Below are 20040 nucleotides of genomic sequence, written 5' to 3' on the forward strand. Positions count from 1 at the left end.
AAGGGTAAAGGGGTTTAGCCATCACCCTAGAAATTCAGCTTTCAACTTCTTGCACTGAGCGTAGCCGAAGTGTCAACTCCCAACTAATCTTCGATAAGCTGTCGCCAGTGCATCGGCATCGCCGACATTACCAGGGAATAAGACGACGGGGAGATTGGGGAATTGGGGATGTGTCGGTGGGGTGACGATCGCCGAACAACCAGGGACGATCTGTCCGAGTAATCGGGCTGTAGGCAGGGCTAAACCTTTGCTGAGGGTATCGTTAGAGGTAATTCCACCTTTGCTAATCAAAAAGCCGATATCGTCTGGTAGGGCGCGGATAATGTCCATTAGCAATGCGGATACTGATTCGCCAAATTGAAGTCGGGCTTGGATGCTATTGAAGCTGAGTTCTTGACGGCTGGTATAAATGGCTGGGGTATTTCCATCGGTATGGATGGTATCGATTCGATCGAGTATGGTAGCCAATAGTTGCTTTCTAATTGTCGTATCATCATCGATTAATTGAGACACATCGATTTCGACACCGACAATCCCTTGGGCTTTGAGGAGTTGGGCTAGTTGTTCGGTGGTTTTTTGAACGTGGGAACCAATGATAATCGCGCCTGGTTTACCATTGCGGACATATTTAGACATCTCGGTTGCGGGAATCGGTTGAGCACCGAGATTAGCTAAAGATGTCAGAATACTAGCACCACTGCGGAATAGAAATTTTTTACCCTGACTAGCAGCAGCGAGAATATCTGCGGCGAATCGATCGAAATCTGATTGCTGTTCGCCATCTACTACACAACACCGATTGCGCTCTAACTGCATCAGTCGTTCTAAACTACCACTGCGAACTTCTGGGAGTAAAAATTGTACCACTCGATCGGCTGGAATTTTACCCTGAGTTTTTTCGGCGACATAATCAGGTAAATAACTATGACTGTAAGCAAATACCGAATCTCTCGCAAATTCAGTTTGGTGTACTGGTGTCTCCACCCCGTTTACGAGCAAGTAATGAATACTATCGCGAGTAATCCTACCACCTTCAAAAAAGGCTGGCATCAAAAAATGAGCATCAAAGCCACCTAATTCCGCCGCAATAACATCAGTCTCGATCGGGTAATGTCCGCGTAAGGTAGAATCCGATCGACTCACCACCAAGAAATCTGCAATCCCTACCTCTGCGATGGCGATCTTCAAATTCTGGCAAACTTCCCGCGTCACTGCGGCTGCTTGACTGGGTTCTAGCGCGCGCGTATTTGTCAAGATAAAGAAAATCGGTGCAGCATCAGTCAACCCTAGTTTCAACGTCTCCACATCCCACTGAGTCAAGAGCAGACAACTATGAACCGTCTGCGATCCGGTAGGATCGTCATCGAGAACAATAATTTTGGGTTGACTTGTCATAGCTAATTACGATCGAAGAAATTTACTTGCCTCATCAATATAACCAACTTAGTAACCAAAAATTGTGTTTAAATCCCCTGTTGCACAACATATCCCCGACTTCTCCAAGAAGTCGGGGATATATCGAAATTTAGGGTAGGGGCAATGTCTTGTCGGTTTTTTATTCGGAGGGAACCTCCGAATAAAACCGCCGCTTCATGAATTGCCCCTACCCTAAATTTCACCCCCTGGCTCCAATTCGCAGCCAAGACGGCTTAGGATTGGCTAGTGGCGAAGCAAGCTGGATAACTTGTTCGACTAATCGAGGCACCAAATAGCTACCCCAAACGGCTAACTGACTTTGCCAACCGATGATAATTTCATGCTTATCGCGCTCGATTCCACGGATTAGAGCTTGGGCGACTCGTTGAGGAGACATTGGTACCATCCAGCGAAATAACTCCAAGTCTCGCACCATATCTGTATCAGTGAGGGTGGGTAAGAGCGAAATTACTCGGACATTATGGCTGGCTAATTCGCCGCGTAAGGCTTGGGTAAAGCCTAAAATGGCAAACTTAGTCGCTGAATAGGTAGACATCGTTGGTGCGGCTACCTTACCCATCAAACTGGAAACGTTAACAATTGTACCTTCTCGTTGCGATACCATCCGCCGCGCAATTAAGCGCGTTACATTATACATACCGAGTAAATTGATCGCGATCTCTTCTTGAACGTGTGGCAATTTAGATTGCAAGAATGGAGCTTGATGAGCGACTCCAGCACAGTTGATGAGTAAATGAATTTGTCCATAGTCTCGCCATGCTTGAGAGATGACGACATTCACCTGGATGCGATCGGTCAAATCTACAACTAGCGGGATAACTTCTACTCCCATCGCTTCAATATCTACAGCAATGTCAGCTAATCGCTGTTGATTGCGGGCGACGAGTAGTAGCCGTTTAATACCATGTTTGGCGAGTTCAAAGGCAATTGCTTGTCCAATGCCGCGCGATGCCCCAGTAACGAGGGCTGTTTTTCCTTGTAGCTTCATTTTCAAAACCTCCAAAGGTAAGGTCTCGCTGGATACCCAGAATCGATCCATAGATACATGGATTTAGATCCCCTGGAGATACAGTGAGGAGTTGGGAACTTAAATTTCGATCGAATGCTGGTTAGTTAGATCTACGAATTTGTAGACTAACTGAGTGTGTGTGGTAAATGGTGAAAGATCGTCTGCTCGCAGCAATTTTTCGGAGAGATGCCGATCGAGCATCGGATCGGTTGCATCAATTGTTCAGAGTGTAGGGATCTGGAAGTGACAAAGCATGGAGCACCTCTTGTAAAGATGAACAGTTAACGTGAGGATTTACGCCTCTATCACACCCTATCAAATAGATCTAGTGTTTGCAACATTTATTAGCAGTATTTAGCGATTGTGATATATCTCTACATAATTCTCAGGGATCGCTCGATCGGCTATTAATCTGTAGATCGGCTGTTTTGACTCGGTTGTAGTGCGATTGAGGCCCGCTCGATCGTGAGATTATTTCTGAGAGACTAACATTTTCAAAACGCGATGCATTCATTATCGATAGATCTAAACATGCTAGATGGGATAACGTTTACGTGGAGGTAGGGGCAATTCATGAAGCGGCTCGCGCTCGTCGGGTTCCCCGACGGTTTAGCGAGACAAGACAGCGGCGGTTTTATTCGGGGGTTCCCCCCCGAATAAAAAACCGACAAGACAGCGACACGCGCTATTGTTAACACACCTTACCGCTCAATTATCAATTATGTCTCCAGGTACCGTGAAAACCCATCGGTATCGCACTAGGTAAACCCAATCGACAGACGGGAAAATCATCCAACTTGTCACTATCGTAAATCCAAACTTCACTCTGATGATTTTCGCCATCATAAATGACTGTTAGAATCCAGCTTTGGTTAAGATCGAATCGATCGACCACATGAATTGGTTCGCTAGGATATAAATGTTTATCAATTTCAGCAGTAGTTAAGGTTTGAGTCTGTCGATCGAATCTTCCGATTGTACCGACTAATTCTTGATGGAGAATAGCGTCTGGTTTGTGAACGCCTAAATATGTATATCGCCATTCTTTTCCGACTTGAGACTGTTCGACTACGGGGAATTCACAACTACGATCGATTAGTTGTTCACTGCCAATTAGTTTGCCAGTGGTAGGATTTATTATCAGTTGCCACAGCGTACCGATGGCTTCGGTTTTGGTTTTACCAGTAGCAACTTCTGCCAAAAATTGATTGGTTGTAAAATCTGGATATCGCACTAAATCACAGATAATATTACTATTAGCATCGACATAGCCATTACCAAAATGCCACTGGAACCAAGTTTCAACGATCGATCGACTAATTAGAGTTAAATTATCGCGATCGAATACTAGGATCTGAGTGCCTAATTCTGGTTTCCAGCGGATCGAATCACTGTAGCTAGCCAATCCAAATAGAATTGGCAGTGGTTGAATTTCGAGTGGCGGCATACAAAAAACTAAGTACTTACCAACCATCAGAAAATCATGAACAGTTATAAGTCGAGGCAGTTTAGTTTGACTATAATTGATGACTTTACCACTGCGATCGCTTTCGTAGAGATTTAGTTGAGTTTGAGCACCGATCGAGACCCCAAAATTATAGATATGTCCAGAAATTGGATCGACTTTTGGATGTGCTGAGTAAATTAATGGTACTGAATTAAAACCTAAACTATCTGTGCCAATTGTCTCTAAACTATCTAAATCTAGCGCGTGGGGAATACCACCCTCCCATAATGCTAATAACCGATCTGGTAAAGCCAAAACAGCAGTATTTGCCACATTTTTGACCAATTTACTCCGTCGTTCCCAGATCTTGCCCGATGGTATCATCCCATAATTACCATACAGCCAGCGATTGACTTGACTTTCTGCTTGGTATCCCTCCGTCTGAACGTATCGATAGACACCGATAGCAGCCCTGTCAGCGAACTTTACGGCTAAAATTGCGCCATCTCCGTCAAACCAATGTCCCGCTCTTGTCCCAGCCCGTTCTAGCCGCCCTGGGCCATTGCGATAGAGAGTGCCACACAAGCCGGGTGGAATCGCACCGGAGAGAATTGGTAGTGATGTAGAGGGAAATTCAGGGGCAGGTCGAGCTAGAGCCTTGTACCAGAGCGGTTTGATAGTTACTTGTGGGGAGGTAATTGACATGAGTGAAACGTAAGCTGCTAGTTTAGTCTCGCATCAAAAGGGAAGGTATGGGAGTAACGGGGATTGGGAGTCAGGGAGTAACGGAGCAGGGGGTATGGGAGTAAGAAACACCCCAACACCCTAACGCTCCCACACCCATACTCCCAATCCCTCATTCCGCCGGAACTCGCCAAACTTGGATTTCACCATAGCTACCAGTTGCAACTGTCCGACTATCGGCACTAAACGCTACAGATAATATAGCTCGATCGTGTGAGGATATTGTGTGGAGGAGTTTACCATCACTCAGATTCCAAATATTGACAGTACGATCATCGCTACCACTGGCAATTGTCCGGCCATCTGGTGAAATTGCCACACACGCGATCGATTTAGAGTGTCCCATGAGAGTATTAATCAAATTGCCTGTGGCTGCTTCCCAAATTTTAATGGTGCAATCGTGACTAGCACTAATAATCTTAGTGCCATCAGGGGTAATGACAATGCTACTGACGCGACCGCTATGTCCTAATAATGTTTTGAGTAGTCGCCCTTCCTGAATATGCCACAATCTCACCGTATAATCGCTACTACCACTAGCAATTAACTGTTGATGAGTAGCCAAACAAGCAACATTTTGGAGATGCCCCTGACATTGATGGATCAATAGACCGTTTTGAGGCTGCCAGATCTTGATGAAAGCATCATTTCCGCCCGTTACCAATCTTTGCCCATCACTAGTCAACGAGATAGCATTGACAGCCGATTTATGGTCGAGTAACTGGGGTAACTTAGTCCCAGTTGTAAGTTGCCACCACTGAATTGTTCCATCCAAACTACTACTGATAATTGTTTCCCCATCAGTAGTTAGTAAGACACTATAAATCCAGTGACTATGACCCAGTAAATTATGAATTAATTTACCATCGGACAGTCGCCAAACCTTCACTGCATCGTCTACGTGCGTAATATCGCCATGTCCGCTCACCAACCACTGTCCATCAGTACTGAGGGCGAGAGTATATACTTCACTATAATATCCAGTGAGTTGATGTACTAGTGCGAGTCGATCGTAAGAAATTTGCTCAAGTGCATTTACGTCCGGAAATCCCATTTCTAGATCTGCCATCACCACCATCCCAGTGGCTTCAGCTTCAGTCCAATTTTGGGACATTCCCGACAGCTCTGTTGGTTTGAGTGTAATATGTGCGAGTCGATTCCAGCTTGAGGCTGGAGCGGCAATTTGTTGACAGATCGTCGGGAGACAACTAGCCGCTGGAACTACTTTTTCGATCGCTTGGAGCCGTTCTCGTGCATCCCTAACGGCTAATTGGATAGATTTACCACCAGAAAAAGCTTTGAGAAACAGTTTGACAAATTCCTGCGCGACTTGATCTTGGACGGCTTCGCGCATGACGATCAAGTTGGGAATCTGGAGATCGGCTAGTTCATTTGCTAGTTCTAAACCCTCGCCACAATTGAGAATCAGTAATTTTAATCCCCGCTGGACGGCAGTCCTAATTCGATATTTGAATTCGGTAATGCCGATAGTATCGTGGTGATTGATATAGATGCGATTGTTGGGTAAATAGCCAGAAATATAGCTGCTAAAGAACATTACACTCCAGGACTTCTGAGTGACTAAATCGACAAAATCAGGATGATTGGGTGCAACGACAAATTTTGACTCAGTATAAGGCAATGCATCTAAATATTCTTTGCTGCGATCGAGTTTAATTCCCTGGGCACTAGTAAGTATAGATAGTACTGAAACTTGCAATTTTTCCTCAGTTGCGGAATCGTCCGCGATCGAGGGAATCGGTGATAAGCTAACTTCTGCGAGCGGGTATCGATCGAGTAATGGTTGCCAGATCGAATTCCACGGTAGCTTGAGTAATATTTTGGAACGGCTCTTCACAATAATACCGATTTCTCGTTCGGGATCGACAACTGCCGCCAGTCGCTCGCGGATCGTCTGGAATCCTGGAGAACTATACCATTGATGTAAATTTGCTTGCAGCATCGCGCCCGCATCCAAACAGTCATTAATTCTTTCTGGCACGAGACTAACGGCTTTATTACTCATCAAACGATGATTCTGGGGATCGAGCCGACGATATCGAGATTGCCATTCCTGATATTGGGACAGCATGGGGGCAATATCTGGAAAGTTTACCACCGTCTGTGCCAGTAACTGACGATTAGCCCCCAAGACAGTCATATCGACTTGAAGAATCGCGCCTGATTGGGCTTCTTCAACCATAAAAATGACTTCCTTGCCCCAAGCAACTGAAGAAGATCCTTTACCTGCCAATATAGAACTGGCACTTTCTTCGCCAATCGCTCGATCTCCAGTTGCCACTGTCGGTGAATGAGCGTATAGTGGCTCCATTTCCTGGGCTAGGAAATTGGCGACAGTATAATAATTTGTACTGTGATTGAGTCTTATCACAATCCGGTAAAGTAAATACTTCAGCTCCACAATAGAAGTGTGGCGATCTCGCAATTCTTGGAGATAACTTTTGAATTTAGCCGTACTCAGTTGTTGAGCTTCATTACTCCAATTATTGGTACAAGCACAGAATACCAGCTTTTTAATTCTGGCAATGTGATTGCTTTGTTCTAGATTATGTACGATCGCATCCAGCATCCCTGACTCCCGATTAAGACTCCACTCTTTGGTACTAGCAAGAATACTCAACTATTCGAGCAATTAAGCTCCACTCTTTGGCAAGACGGTATTATTATTCGCATTTTTTAAAATTTGATAACAAGTAACAATTGTAGCTTGGATTGAAAGCTCTCGTCTTTCAAGCGATTGATGACATGACTAACCGATGTAAGTCGGAAATCGCCGAATCGTTGATGTGTTGTCGCTCAGGGCTGTCTATGCATCCGAGCAGGTTTGACAGAAGCCCAGCCGATGGTGACATAGTATGAGTAGACGCGCCTTTTGTAGAATCAATGCTCTACTGTAGAGACTCTCAAAAACGATTTAACTATCTCAACATTCATTATTCCCCAAATATCGAGCTTCTTTATCATGAGAAAATAGTAAAATTTGGTAGCTAATTGCTAATCATTAAATTAAGCTGCTTTATCAGAAGATAATTTTAGGGTGGAAGGTAGAGGGTGGAAGGTAGATTAACTTCAAGACGAACCTGAGTAGGATGATAAGCTTAAAATTAGGAGTTAGGTGTCTAATTCGCCCCTATCCGCTACCCTCTATCCTCCACTCTCTATGAAGATTGCTAACAATATCACCGAATTAGTCGGTCGCACGCCATTAGTCAGACTCAATCGCATCCCTCAATCCGAAGGCTGTGGTGCGGAAATAGTCGTCAAATTAGAAAGCATGAATCCGGCTGCATCTGTTAAGGATCGGATTGGAGTCAATATGATTGAATCTGCCGAAAAGGAAGGTCTGATTGCGCCTGGTAAAACAATTTTAGTCGAACCAACATCGGGAAATACGGGTATTGCCCTGGCGATGGTAGCAGCGGCGAAGGGATATAAATTGATTCTGACGATGCCAGAAACGATGAGTCTCGAACGCCGAGCGTTATTAAAAGCTTATGGTGCTCAATTGGAACTGACTCCAGGTAGTGAAGGGATGAGCGGCTGTATTCGTCGCGCTCAGGAAATTGTCGATAAAACTCCCCATGCTTACATGTTGCAGCAGTTTCGGAATCCGGCTAATCCTCAAATTCACCGGATGACTACCGCTGAAGAAATTTGGGCTGATACAGATGGTCTCGTCGATATTGTCGTGGCTGGAGTCGGTACTGGCGGAACGATTACGGGAATTGCTGAGGCTCTCAAACCTCGCAAGCCAGAGTTTAGAGTCATCGCTGTCGAACCAACTAATAGTCCTGTATTATCCGGTGGAAGACCGGGACCTCACAAAATTCAGGGGATTGGCGCGGGATTTGTCCCTCAAGTGTTAAAGCTGGAATCGATCGATGAAGTTATTCAGGTGACAGACCAACAAGCGATCGAGTATGGGCGTAGATTAGCACGAGAAGAAGGCTTATTGTCAGGTATTTCTACCGGTGCAGCTTTATTTGCAGCGATCGAAGTCGGTCGTCGTCCCGAAAATAAAGGTAAACTAATCGTCATGATTCAGCCTAGTTTTGGCGAACGCTATCTCAGTACTCCTCTATTTCAAGATCCAGAACCATCAGTAAATTAGGCTTTAGGCGTTAGGTATTAGGTACTAGGGGCTGATTCAAGTAGAACAAGATAATTATCGATCTCATTGAATGCCTAAAGCCTAAAACCCAACGCCTAAAGCCTAAAGCCTAAAGCCTAATTCAATGTCAGAAACACACTACCAAGTTCTTCAACTCACCACAAAAGCTACTGCCGATGAGATCAAACAATCTTATCGGCGGTTAGCCAAGGAATTTCACCCTGATGTTAATGGTGGCAAAGCTAATCTCGATCGTATTATTCAACTCAATGCTGCTTATGAAGTATTAGGTGATGAACGCAAGCGCAGAGAATACGATTACCTCCTGCAACCAGCCGTCGCAATTCCCCGCCAACAACAATCATCAGCTCACATCCCCCGTCGTCCTCGGCCAGTCGGACACGAACTTGATGAAGAATTAATCTTGTGGTTAAATCAAGTTTATCAACCAATTAATCGCACGATCGGGTGGATTATTAAGCCACTAAAAACGCAGATTCGCGAACTTTCTGCCGATCCATTCGACGATGAATTGATGGCAAATTTTGAGGCATATGTAACTGAATGTCAGAAACATTTACAGAAAATCGACAAGATTTTTCATTCGATGCCCAATCCCTCATTATTAGCAGATATTGCCGCTAATTTATACTACACCGTTAATCAGGTGTCTGACGGTGTTAAAGAGTTGAATTTTTACATCATGAATTATGACGAGAGCTATTTACACGATGGAACTGAGATGTTTAAGATTGCGGCTCAGTTGCAAAAAGAAACCAACAAGAGAATTAAAAGCTTTAAGTAAGTGGAAAGTGGAAAGTTGAAAGTAATTTACTGAGCCGCATTACTGTGTTATGGCGATGCTGGAGTCAACAAGATTAAAGCTTCACTACTTTGGCGAAGATCTTTGTCAAATGTCTTCCCTGTATAGCCTTTTACAGTGAGAAGAGTATAAGATTGAACCACTTTTTGCGGAATAAATACTATTCCTTGACGATTCGTTCGACCTTCCCAATGTTTGCTATTAGTGGGACATGGTGCCTTAATACAATCGATTCCATTCTGGCTATCAATTTGGGTAGGTCGGTTGGTGACAGGTTTATTGGTGGTTCCATCTATCACCGATAACTTCAGGACCCCAGTGCCAGTGTTGTTACCTAGATCGATTTTAGTTTCAGCCAAAACTGGCTGTAATAATGAGCTAACAAGGATAGCAAGACTCAAACTTTTGCCAAAAGTTAAAAAAGGTCGATTAATCACGATGCGTCCTCCATTTAATATATATCTCTAAGGAATGAGAATTAAATAATTTGTAACTCTTTTTTTTAGTAGGGGCAATTCATGAATTGCCCCTACTAAAGGTAGGGCGAAGGATCGATCTACCTTTTCTTCAATCCTCATTCCTCAGCTACAATTCTTCCGATCGTATTTCCGATAACCTAATCAGCAATCCTATTTAAAATAATCTAAAATTAACATGACTGAAGTTATCTTTCATCTGGCATTCCCGATCGAGAATATCCCAGACACCAAAAAATTCTACGTGGATGGTTTAGGCTGTACAGTAGGCAGGGAAGCAACCAATTCGATGATTTTAAACTTATACGGACATCAACTAGTCGCCCATATTACTGACAAACCTGTGCCCCGACAAACCGGAATTTATCCCCGTCATTTTGGGATTGTCTTTCCGACTTTAGCCGATTGGCAAGCATTACTCGATCGATCTACATCTCGACAACTAAAGTTTTATCAGTCAGCAAAACATCGCTTTCCCGGCGAAATTACCGAACATCGCACCTTCTTTCTAGAAGATCCATTTGCCAATCTATTAGAATTCAAATACTATACGCACCCCGAAGCAATTTTTGGTGCCAGCGATTTTACTCGAATTGGTGACTAAGGATAATTGGCGTTGCTGAATTAATGTGTGAAAGAACAAGTCTCGCGGGTTTGAATACCTGCCTTAAAACTTAACTTTCAACTTTCTGTTTTGTCGCGCTCAACCGTCGGGGAACTAGGGCGCACGCGCACCGCAACTTTCAACTATTTAACAGGTTGAGATAGGGCATCGACGATCGCGTTGAGAGTGCGGGGATCTGAGACCATCCAGGGATGAGTAAGTGCTGAAATCATTCGCTCTGTTCCAATGCCGAGTTGAGAACTACTCGGCGGTAAAATAATTAGGTCGAAAGGAGTCCATAAAGAAGTAAAATTAAGAGAGTTTAATCGATCTACATCCCGATTTAGATCTTGTATAAACTCATGTTCGGGACGCATTTGGATACAACCAGGTTGCATCGAAAAATGTGCCGCGATCGTTCCTTTGTGAGGCGTAGAAATTGTAATAAATCTCTGCACCCGATCGATCCCACCCAACCGTTGAATATAGTAACGAGCAACTAAGCCGCCCATACTAAAACCTAGCAGATCGATCGGCCGATCGGGATCGAAAGTTCGATCGATTAAAGCCGCTACCTGTCCCGCCAAAATTTCTAGTCTGGCAGCCCCATGATTGGGGGTAAGATTTATATCAAAAACTTGCCATCCCAAACCTCGCAGATGGCTGGCGATCTTGCGCATCTTGTAGCTGGTATCCATCAAGCCATGTACCAGGAGAATCGGGTGGCGATCGAATCGATTCTCATCCTGAGAGCGGCTTGTACTAAACGGAGCTGTTGGCGTAGTCTCTCCGTAAGGCGAAGTGAATCGAGGTACACCAATGGTCGTCGGTAAATGAGGATTAGGATTTACTTGCATATCAGAGATCGTTCGGGCGATGTCAGTGTCAGTCTCAATTGTAAAATAGCCGATTGTGGTCGATCGATCTGCTCGTGACAGTTTTTCAACTGTCTCACAGCCTAAATTGAGAATAGTTACAGCAGGGAATTTTAGCTACTTCACAGATATCATCAGAAACCCAGTCCTTTCTGACAAGTAAATTTTTGTTAAACTTTGTAATCTTATCTTGCACTTGCCAGCAGTCAAAATTGATAATTCAATTTATGTAATGAGAGAGATAATTTACTGTGTTTAAAAAGTTCTTTGGCAAAAAAAATGATGGCTTCTATCTCCAAATAGAAGATGACAACGCTCCACCAAAATCGGAAGCTAAGGCTAAAGCTCAAGCCAAACCGGAACCCGTATCCACCCCAGCACCTGCGGCAGCGGCTACTCCAGTTGCACCAGCAGCGGCAACTCCAGTTGCACCCGCAGCTCAAGCTGATAAAAAAGCCGACAATAAAGCAGCTAAAGCCGATCAAAAATCTGCCAAAAAAGCTGAAGCTCTCAAAAAGGTAGAAGCTCCCGCTCCTGTTGCAGTTTCAGCACCTGCGGCTCCAGCAATTACCAACTTTGCGACTGACTACTTGATTAAACCATCCTCTAACTCTGGTCGTCGTCTGCCTGGTGCCAATATGAATGGATTTTTAGAATTAGCACGTCAAGCCAAAAAACCAGTGAACATCAAATAGGGCAGTATTGGGCGGCGTAAATCCAAGTGCTATTTTGGGAAGAGCGGGGAGCGGGGAGCGGGGAGCGGAGAGAAATGACTACTTCATATCCCAAATCCCGAATCCCAAATCCCGACCCTCCCAAGAGTACTAGTTTGTAGAAATGCGATCGATTTGGGAGTTCTTATCTTTACACATGGATAAAGCACTAAAAAGCTGAAAAGCTCGATCCCAAGGGCTATCAGCGCGACGTAATAATTCAATATGTGGATTAATCCAATTTAGTAGCTCCGGGTAGCCGATTGCTGTTTCCGCAAAGGGTGTAAAGTCGCTTTGGGTATGCACTTCTGGGACTTGTTTGTGGATTTGGGCAATCAGATTTTTCCAGTTATCGTGACTAGTCGAGGGAATGCGTTCGCCATTTAACAAGCCACTGAGATCGCCACTGAGTTGACTGCTTAAATCACCAGTGAATTGAGTGCGATTCTGGGTAATTAGCTGCTTGTAATCGCAAAAATCATAGGTCTGCGAACACAACCTGAAGATACTGCGACGATCGCGCAATTGTAAATCGCAGATGTGAACGTAGTCGAGAATTCTGGGTTTGCGGTGAGTGCGATTGCGCGCATCTATTTCCATCACCTCTTCAAAAATCGGCAACATGCCCGTGACGATTTGGGTAACTTCCGACCAGTTAAAACTAAATGTTCGCAGTTCGGCACGATCGTCCAGACAGACGATTGTCGCTTTAGGATAAAATGACTGGAAATGACTGACTCGAAAGACAAACATTTGCTGAGTGTCATGTTTCGAGACACAAAAACAGGGAATCTCTGCTGTTTGCAATCGATCGCGATAAAACTCTAATTCTCCCATTTGTCCGACCCGATACAGTCGCCAACCCCGACGGGGTAACTGAAGTCTAGCACTGTAGGGATCTAGATTCATAATCCCCGCGAATTTCGGTGCCGTTGCCTGCTTCTGTTCCTGGGACATCGGTTCGAGCACCAAAAATCCTGGTTCGATATTGTCTTCGATTCCGGCTCTGGCTTGTGCTACAGCATTTGCTTGAATTTGTGACTGGATCCGATCGATGCGTTGAATCCCTTGACGGGCTTCAGTCGTAATTTTAATATTGACAGCATGTTGAAGCAGCAGCCGATAAATTTCTAGTGCGTTATCGAGTTTGTTTGTTGCTTCTTGCAATTGTGCCGCGTAAAGTTGTATTTGGTGGTCGTCTGGGTGTTTTGCGACTAACGTAGCGATTAACTTAGCGGCAGTCTTGTAATCCTGACGATTTAGGGCATCAGCAGCTTGCTCTAACATAGGTTTAGGAAAGTTATTTGCATAGAGTAGTCTTTTGAAAGTCGTCAGGATGTCGCAGTGTCCCAGAAGGCACATCTTCGTCTCTGTATATAGAGTTCCCTCATCTGCGTGTAAACCTAACTAGTTACTGGATTTTTTCGTCATTTATTTACTATTCACTATCGACATAATGCCTCTAGATTCATTGACAAATAGCCACGCGATTATGTTGGGGTTATTACTCTGTTTTGCGATCGTTCATAGTGGTCTGGCGGCTTTGCGCCCCTGGGGTGAGGGTAAAATTGGTGCGCGGTTATATCGCGTCATCTTTGCCTTGGTGAGTATTCCCTTTGCCACGATCCTGATTATTTATTTTTTCAATCATCGCTATGATGGCTGGCAATTGTGGCAGGTACAGGGCACCCCTTGGGTCGCACCAGTCGTGTGGATCTTATCCTTCATCTCCTTTCTGTTTCTTTATCCAGCTACTTTCAATCTACTCGAAGTTGCGGCGGTGCTCAAACCTCAAGTCCGCATTTACGAGACGGGCATCATGCGAATTACGCGCCATCCTCAAATGGTCGGCCAATTGATTTGGTGTGTTGCCCATACACTCTGGATCGGGACTACTTTTACATTGGTAACGTCGATCGGGTTGATGCTTCATCATTTATTTGCCGTCTGGCATGGGGATTACCGCCTGGAACAGCGGTATGGATCAGATTTTGAGCTGGTAAAGGCGAGAACCTCGATTGTCCCCTTCCAGGCGATTCTAGATGGCAGACAGACGCTGCAATTAGCCGAATTTCTTCGTCCTGCCTATCTTGGTGTGGTGGTATTTGTCGCTGTATTTTGGTGGGGACACCCGTGGTTAATTCAGATGACTGCGAGGGTATCCTTTTAAAAGGCAATGAGGTACTTTCTATCTGGTCGATCGACTAGTAGCGGCACAAATTGAGCGGCTATTCCCAAATCTCATCAGAATAGTCTTTTTATTTACGCCCAAAACTACTAAATTGTAGATTTGCGACTGCGGACACAACATCTGTTACTTCTACGAGGCTTGATTTTTTGCACGCTTCGTTTCAAACTTACGTCGATTTACGGATAGATTTAGCCCGATTGTCTCGATCCCTAGTACTTATTCGCCGATCCCTATTCCCTCGATTGGGGTAATTAGGTTAGCATAAATACTTATATAACAAAAATTTTGATACTAAGATTGACCACCCTTTATGATCCATTCTGTAACAGATCTGAATTTTAAGGCAGAGGTTCTCGCGTCATCGATTCCCGTACTGGTCAATTTTGGCGCACCTTGGTGCGGATTGTGTAAGGTAATCGAACCAACATTGATTCAGTTTCAGGATCGTTGGGACGAGCAAATTAAATTAGTTAATGTTAATGCAGATGATAACCTCAAGTTAGCTAGTACCTATCGACTAAAGACTCTGCCCACCTTGATTTTGTTTACGAATGGACGGCCTGCCAATCGGCTAGAAGGATTTCATAGTCGGGAAGATCTCCGTGCTAACTTGGATCGGATGACGAGAATTGCGACTATTAATTGGCAAATTGGAGATCGAGGTGCACCGATGCAGATTGATTGGCGATTGGTGGCGATCGAATAATTAGATCGTTAGCTTGCAGTTTACACTAACCTTAAGCGGCGTATTATTTTGTTGTCGGGATTCGGGATTCGGGATAGTTCCGTAACTTACACTGCTTAGTACTATTCTTTGTACGGGTATAAACTGCGCTTTTACAAAGAGCAATTAATTGCTCAGAGTGTTTATTTGGTGCGTTGCGGCTACCCTTCTAACACCCCCTAACCATAGATCGATGATGACAGTGTAAAGTACTGTATTAAATAGCTATCCTTTCCAAGGAAACGATAACCTTGGAAAGGACAGCTAAAAGCTATTTAGCTTGGTTGCTACACTCCAACAGCCACAGGCTTTTGAGTGAAGAAAGCATTTCGCACTGTCTCGGCGATTTGGGCGCTTGTCAAACCCAGACTACCCAGGGATTCATCTGGCGTAGCGTGTTCTACCAGAATGTCTGGTACGCCAATCCGTTTAATCGGTACTACCACATTGAGATCCATTAATGATTCAGCAATCGCCGAACCGAAACCACCCATCAGACAGCCTTCCTCAACCGTTACCACTTTGCCAATTTTTCGAGCTAGAGGCGCAAATAGTTCGGTATCTAATGGCTTGGCAAACCGCGCATTGATTACCGTCGCTGAAATCCCATGCTCGTTCAGGAGTTGGGCGGCTTGGAGGGTCGGATGTACCATCGAACCGTAGGCAATCATCAAGACATCATCACCCTGACGGAGGATTTCCGCCTTACCGATCGGTAGTTCTTCCCAACCTTCTTCCATTAACGGTACACCATAACCGTTACCACGGGGGTAACGCATGGCAATTGGGCCATCGGTATAGTTAATTCCGGTGACTACCATCCGTTGCAATTCGCCCTCATCCTTAGGAGCCATCAGCACCATATTCGGGATACAACGCAGATAGGCAATATCATACATCCCTTGGTGGGTTGGGCCATCAGCACCGACGATTCCGGCTCGATCGAGACACAAAAATACAGGTAGCTGTTGAATGCAAGCATCGTGTACGATCTGATCGAATGCGCGCTGCAAGAAGGTAGAATAAATTGCCGCTACTGGGCGCATTCCTTCGGTGGCTAACCCAGCGGCGCAGGTAATTGCATGTTGTTCGGCAATTCCGACATCAATGTATCGCTCTGGGAATTTCGCCTGGAATTTATCTAAGCCCGTCCCTGTGCCCATCGCAGCAGTAATCGCGACAATTTTGGGGTTTTGTTCGGCTAAAGTCATCAGGGTATCTGCAAATACCTTGGAATAAGTCGGTGGCTTGGGTTTAGTTGCTGGGGCACTTTTACCAGTGGCGAGATTAAAGGGATTTTGAGCATGATAGCCTTCTTGGTCTTTTTCGGCGATTGTATAACCTTTACCCTTCTTGGTTACAACATGTACCATCACTGGGCCTGCATGTTTGTGGGCACCTTCAAAGGTACTAATTAATTCGGCCAGATTGTGACCGTCTACAGGGCCGATATAAGTAAAGCCTAGTTCTTCAAATACCGCACCGACTTTAGGCACAGCTAAACGTTTCATTCCTTCCTTCACCCGTGCGAGTTCGGGAGAAATCGATTCGCCGACAAACGGGATATTTTTTAACTGTTCCTCCAGATTGTCGCTGAGGAACTGAATCGGCGCACTGACGCGCAGTTTATTTAGATAACGCGGAATCGCACCCACATTCGGCGAGATCGACATCTCGTTGTCATTTAACACTACCAACAGATTGGTTTTGGGTAAATGTCCAGCATGATCGATCGCTTCTAAAGCCATCCCACCCGTGAGTGCGCCATCGCCAATTACAGCTACACATTTAAAGTGTTCGCCCTTGAGGTCGCGCGCGATCGCCATCCCCAAGGCGGCAGAAATACTCGTAGAGGCGTGTCCCGCCCCAAAGTGGTCGAATTTACTTTCCTTGCGATTGAGATAGCCTGCAATCCCATCCTTCTGGCGGAGCGTATGGAAACGATTGTATCTGCCCGTAATTAATTTATGGGGATAAGCTTGGTGTCCGACATCCCAAACTACTTTATCTCGATCGAGATCCAATGTTTGATATAGTGCCAATGTCAGCTCGACAACGCCTAACCCAGGGGCTAAATGTCCACCACTAGCTGCTACTGTCTGAAGATGCTTTTCCCGGATTTCCAGAGCAACCTGCTCTAACTGCCGAACAGATAAACCGTGCAACTGGTTTGGATGGGTGATTTCGCTTAGGTGCATAGCCAGTTTTCCCCGTCTAATACGATTTCGATATATGAGTACCTCTCCTAACTGTAATTTATTTAGCAGGTTTGAGATCGGTAAGTTCTCGTGTTGTAACAGTTAGCAATAGGAATCAGCGATTTTAGCAAGAGTGGATGACGGATTAGAACAAGAATTACAAGCGGATGCGGAGATCGATCGAGTATGCGGTGGAATAAATCGGTAAAGACTGGCTTAGTGATTTTGCTAAGTTTAGGAGCATTGGGAGTTGTTTATAGTGTGTGCGATCGATTGGGATATATTTTCCCGTTGGCTCTATGGAGTGACATCATGTGCGAGGAATGTTCCAAGCAAATGACCTATCATCAACCACCACCTGAAACTGGACTTATTCGTGGCAATAAGTCGATCGATGAATTGTTCGGCGGTCGATTCGACAAAGCAAGGATTTCAGTTCTCATCGAAAAATCTAAATATCGCCTCACTATCTATCAAGATAAACGACCGATTAAATCATATCCAGTCGTTTTAGGAGACAATCCCAATGGTGATAAATTTATCGAAGGAGATCGCCGCACTCCTGAAGGAATATTTCATCTTAAAGATCTCTATCCTCATCCCCAGTGGTCCAAATTCTTGTGGTTGGATTATCCTAATGCTGCTTCATGGCGCAAACATTTAACCGCGAAACAAGCTGGTAAAATTCCTTGGTATGCATCAATCGGTAAAGATGTTGGTATTCACGGTGTACCTAGCAATGGAGATAATTTGATTGACACTCAAGCTAACTGGACATGGGGGTGTATTTCGCTCAAAACTGCTGATGTGAATGAAATTTATCGAGTGTCTAGATCTGGTACTTTAGTCGAAATAATCCCCTAGTATTTGTAAATTACTGGTGGAGATCGATCCGATCTACTAATCCATTATTTACGTAATTATCATCCTGCGTACCTAGCAATCGATCCCAAAAGGTAAAATATAGTCCGTAATGCTTGGTACATTTATGATGATGCACCGAATGATGTGCAGGACCGATTATCCATCGTCCCGACCAGCTCAGACAACCCGAAGTGGGAAATAGTGAAAACCCCAGATGATTTAATACCGACCAAACTGTCATAGTCATAATAATCGAGATCGCGGTCAAGAAATGAAGTGGTATTGTAAATACGATCGCGACTAAAAATAACGCTTGAAAAATTGCTTCCGCCGGATCGAATGCGAAGGATGTCCAGGGAGTTGGGTGTTTAGATAAATGATGTCCCAAATGAAACCATTTGAATAATTTTGGGTGGTGAAATAAACGATGGATAAAATAAAAATAAGTATCTTGGAGCAACAGCACCCCTATAAAGCTAACGCCTAAGTACCATAACCCATATCCATCCAAATCGGCATATAAAGCAGTACCACCTCGATCGAACTCAAAGATCGAAAATGCTGCACTGAGTGCGAAAATAACGGTTGAAAGTAGTGATAATTTGATATCTCGCCGAATTGATTCCCAAACTGGCGGATCGATCGATATTCCTCGATCGACTAAAAACTGTTTTAGCACTGAGTGAATCAACAGATGCGTTCCACCAGCAACTAGAAAATATCTGCCCAAAATAATGCCGAGGAAAGCAAACCAATAGTACAGAAATGGGTGATGGTCTGCCAATGTAAAATTACCTCATCAATCGGAAATTAGGCGTATATTCTAATCCTATTCGATCGACAAGGATTTGGGAGGGTGTATTATCCGAGCGGGGAGTATGGAGATGGGGATGGATAGGGTGAGGAGACTGGGCAAAATAACAATATCGCTAGATTTTCTGAGCCATTTTAATGATCTCCTTGCCACAAGCAGCGAATAGTAAAATAGCCATTACTGCAAGAAACCTGACTTCTTCGAGAAGTCGGGTTTCTGTACCCATCTATGTTGAACCGTCTTGATTGCTATCGCAGACGGTAAGCCTTTCCGTTGAGGTTTGAAAATGAAAGGCATCAAGTATTTCCATAAGACTTTTAATGTATCTTTTGTTAAAATAGAAAATCAGTAAATTTTTGTAGGCTGGGCAGTGCCCACCAGCTAGAGTTTAACCATTATTATTAAATTCTTATAGCCCAAAAACAGCATTATTCAGTAGTAACAGAAGAACGTAATACCACTGCCAAGAGTCCTGGATAAAGCCTGTCGAGATCGGCAGATCGGAGCGTATTAATGTGTTGAGTTCCTTCCTTCCGCGTCAACACCAACCCCGATTCGCGCAAGATTTTGAAATGGTGGGACATAGTAGATTTGGCGACAGAGCAATCTAGATCCGAGCAAGTTAACTCCCCTGTTTGAGCCAATCGTTGGACAATCTGCAACCGCACCGGATCTCCCAGCGCGTATAGTACGCCGACGAGGGAGATATCTTCGGATTGGGGGTGGTAGAAGGGGCGCATGGTGTGTGGGTTTGACAGTTGCAGATATGCTGTCGATCTCTAACTCGATCGGGAGCTACTTGCATTATCTCATATTGGTTGATATAGTTTAATAGTTCGAGAACATCGAATTATCGAAATAGATCGAGCAAACTAACCTAACTCTTCAAGACTATTTAAGTTAGCTATGATATTTACCCATCTGTTTACACCCCTGAAACTTGGTGCATTGACTATCCCCAATCGGATACTAATGGCACCATTGACTCG

17 protein-coding genes are annotated in these 20040 nt (G+C 44.5%); 7 read left to right on the top strand and 10 right to left on the bottom strand.

The genetic code is table 11. From position 1 onward, the window contains the following. Positions 1-72: 72 nt before the first annotated feature. The 4 genes from RMO55_RS02055 to RMO55_RS02070 form a co-directional block, all read right to left on the bottom strand. On the bottom strand, positions 73-1395 hold the full coding sequence (locus RMO55_RS02055) for a four-carbon acid sugar kinase family protein (RefSeq protein WP_310422730.1): 1323 nt from the start codon (positions 1393-1395) through the stop codon (positions 73-75). A gap of 220 nt (positions 1396-1615) precedes the next feature. Next, positions 1616-2425: an SDR family NAD(P)-dependent oxidoreductase gene (locus tag RMO55_RS02060; RefSeq protein ID WP_310422733.1), complete on the bottom strand. Its 810-nt coding sequence runs from the start codon at positions 2423-2425 to the stop codon at positions 1616-1618. A 736-nt stretch (positions 2426-3161) separates the two neighbouring features. After that, positions 3162-4598 (bottom strand): carotenoid oxygenase family protein, encoded by a 1437-nt coding sequence (locus RMO55_RS02065; RefSeq protein WP_310422737.1) that lies wholly within the window; start codon positions 4596-4598, stop codon positions 3162-3164. A 151-nt stretch (positions 4599-4749) separates the two neighbouring features. Continuing rightward, on the bottom strand, positions 4750-7278 hold the full coding sequence (locus tag RMO55_RS02070) for a WD40 repeat domain-containing protein (RefSeq protein ID WP_310422740.1): 2529 nt from the start codon (positions 7276-7278) through the stop codon (positions 4750-4752). A gap of 540 nt (positions 7279-7818) precedes the next feature. On the opposite strand from RMO55_RS02070, the gene cysK reads away from it, so the two are divergent. Next, on the top strand, positions 7819-8769 hold the full coding sequence (gene cysK, locus RMO55_RS02075; protein ID WP_310422743.1) for a cysteine synthase A: 951 nt from the start codon (positions 7819-7821) through the stop codon (positions 8767-8769). Between the two features lie 124 nt (positions 8770-8893). Beyond that, entirely contained in the window at positions 8894-9574 is a 681-nt protein-coding gene (locus tag RMO55_RS02080; RefSeq protein ID WP_310422747.1) for a DnaJ domain-containing protein, read from the top strand. Positions 9575-9621: 47 nt separating this feature from the next. Here the strand turns inward: RMO55_RS02080 and RMO55_RS02085 are convergent, their stop codons facing one another. Continuing rightward, positions 9622-10029, bottom strand: a complete 408-nt coding sequence (locus RMO55_RS02085) for a hypothetical protein (protein WP_310422750.1) — start codon at positions 10027-10029, stop codon at positions 9622-9624. Between the two features lie 217 nt (positions 10030-10246). On the opposite strand from RMO55_RS02085, the gene RMO55_RS02090 reads away from it, so the two are divergent. Then, the gene (locus RMO55_RS02090; RefSeq protein WP_310422752.1) at positions 10247-10672 is read left to right on the top strand and encodes a VOC family protein; all 426 of its coding nucleotides are present in this window, start codon (positions 10247-10249) and stop codon (positions 10670-10672) included. Positions 10673-10815: 143 nt separating this feature from the next. Here the strand turns inward: RMO55_RS02090 and RMO55_RS02095 are convergent, their stop codons facing one another. Further along, on the bottom strand, positions 10816-11529 hold the full coding sequence (locus RMO55_RS02095; RefSeq protein ID WP_310422756.1) for a triacylglycerol lipase: 714 nt from the start codon (positions 11527-11529) through the stop codon (positions 10816-10818). Between the two features lie 269 nt (positions 11530-11798). Here RMO55_RS02095 and RMO55_RS02100 point away from each other — a divergent pair, with 269 nt between their 5' ends. After that, entirely contained in the window at positions 11799-12242 is a 444-nt protein-coding gene (locus RMO55_RS02100) for a hypothetical protein (RefSeq protein WP_310422759.1), read from the top strand. Positions 12243-12371: 129 nt separating this feature from the next. Here RMO55_RS02100 and RMO55_RS02105 read toward each other — a convergent pair whose 3' ends face one another. Continuing rightward, complete coding sequence (locus RMO55_RS02105) at positions 12372-13547, bottom strand: hypothetical protein (RefSeq protein WP_310422761.1); 1176 nt, start codon at positions 13545-13547, stop codon at positions 12372-12374. Between the two features lie 169 nt (positions 13548-13716). On the opposite strand from RMO55_RS02105, the gene RMO55_RS02110 reads away from it, so the two are divergent. Together RMO55_RS02110 and RMO55_RS02115 are read left to right on the top strand one after the other, a co-directional pair. Then, positions 13717-14430, top strand: a complete 714-nt coding sequence (locus tag RMO55_RS02110) for an NnrU family protein (protein WP_310422764.1) — start codon at positions 13717-13719, stop codon at positions 14428-14430. A gap of 331 nt (positions 14431-14761) precedes the next feature. Beyond that, positions 14762-15157, top strand: coding sequence for a thioredoxin family protein (locus RMO55_RS02115; RefSeq protein ID WP_310422767.1), 396 nt, complete (start codon positions 14762-14764; stop codon positions 15155-15157). Between the two features lie 305 nt (positions 15158-15462). Here the strand turns inward: RMO55_RS02115 and dxs are convergent, their stop codons facing one another. Next, positions 15463-17373 carry a 1-deoxy-D-xylulose-5-phosphate synthase gene (dxs, locus tag RMO55_RS02120; RefSeq protein ID WP_310422770.1) on the bottom strand — a complete coding sequence of 637 codons (1911 nt, stop codon included), beginning with the start codon at positions 17371-17373 and terminating at the stop codon, positions 15463-15465. 186 nt (positions 17374-17559) lie between these two features. Between dxs and RMO55_RS02125 the strand changes: the two genes are divergently transcribed. Further along, a complete protein-coding gene (locus RMO55_RS02125; protein ID WP_310422773.1) occupies positions 17560-18237 on the top strand; it encodes a L,D-transpeptidase in 678 nt (225 codons plus the stop codon). 10 nt (positions 18238-18247) lie between these two features. Here the strand turns inward: RMO55_RS02125 and RMO55_RS02130 are convergent, their stop codons facing one another. Together RMO55_RS02130 and RMO55_RS02135 are read right to left on the bottom strand one after the other, a co-directional pair. Next, positions 18248-19021: a sterol desaturase family protein gene (locus tag RMO55_RS02130; protein ID WP_310422775.1), complete on the bottom strand. Its 774-nt coding sequence runs from the start codon at positions 19019-19021 to the stop codon at positions 18248-18250. A gap of 458 nt (positions 19022-19479) precedes the next feature. Further along, the gene (locus RMO55_RS02135; RefSeq protein WP_310422778.1) at positions 19480-19791 is read right to left on the bottom strand and encodes a metalloregulator ArsR/SmtB family transcription factor; all 312 of its coding nucleotides are present in this window, start codon (positions 19789-19791) and stop codon (positions 19480-19482) included. Positions 19792-20040 lie beyond the last annotated feature (249 nt).

This window comes from Chamaesiphon sp. VAR_48_metabat_135_sub, assembly GCF_031418915.1.
In the GTDB taxonomy this organism is placed as follows: Bacteria; Cyanobacteriota; Cyanobacteriia; order Cyanobacteriales; family Chamaesiphonaceae; genus Chamaesiphon.

Coding starts and splice junctions, on each gene's coding strand:
- RMO55_RS02055 (WP_310422730.1), bottom strand. CDS start 1,395: ATGACAAGTCAACCCAAAATTATTGTTCTCGATGACGATCCTACCGGA.
- dxs (WP_310422770.1), bottom strand. CDS start 17,373: ATGCACCTAAGCGAAATCACCCATCCAAACCAGTTGCACGGTTTATCT.
- RMO55_RS02095 (WP_310422756.1), bottom strand. CDS start 11,529: ATGCAAGTAAATCCTAATCCTCATTTACCGACGACCATTGGTGTACCT.
- RMO55_RS02080 (WP_310422747.1), top strand. CDS start 8,894: ATGTCAGAAACACACTACCAAGTTCTTCAACTCACCACAAAAGCTACT.
- RMO55_RS02115 (WP_310422767.1), top strand. CDS start 14,762: ATGATCCATTCTGTAACAGATCTGAATTTTAAGGCAGAGGTTCTCGCG.
- RMO55_RS02125 (WP_310422773.1), top strand. CDS start 17,560: ATGCGGTGGAATAAATCGGTAAAGACTGGCTTAGTGATTTTGCTAAGT.
- RMO55_RS02135 (WP_310422778.1), bottom strand. CDS start 19,791: ATGCGCCCCTTCTACCACCCCCAATCCGAAGATATCTCCCTCGTCGGC.
- cysK (WP_310422743.1), top strand. CDS start 7,819: ATGAAGATTGCTAACAATATCACCGAATTAGTCGGTCGCACGCCATTA.
- RMO55_RS02110 (WP_310422764.1), top strand. CDS start 13,717: ATGCCTCTAGATTCATTGACAAATAGCCACGCGATTATGTTGGGGTTA.
- RMO55_RS02060 (WP_310422733.1), bottom strand. CDS start 2,425: ATGAAGCTACAAGGAAAAACAGCCCTCGTTACTGGGGCATCGCGCGGC.
- RMO55_RS02105 (WP_310422761.1), bottom strand. CDS start 13,547: ATGTTAGAGCAAGCTGCTGATGCCCTAAATCGTCAGGATTACAAGACT.
- RMO55_RS02065 (WP_310422737.1), bottom strand. CDS start 4,598: ATGTCAATTACCTCCCCACAAGTAACTATCAAACCGCTCTGGTACAAG.
- RMO55_RS02090 (WP_310422752.1), top strand. CDS start 10,247: ATGACTGAAGTTATCTTTCATCTGGCATTCCCGATCGAGAATATCCCA.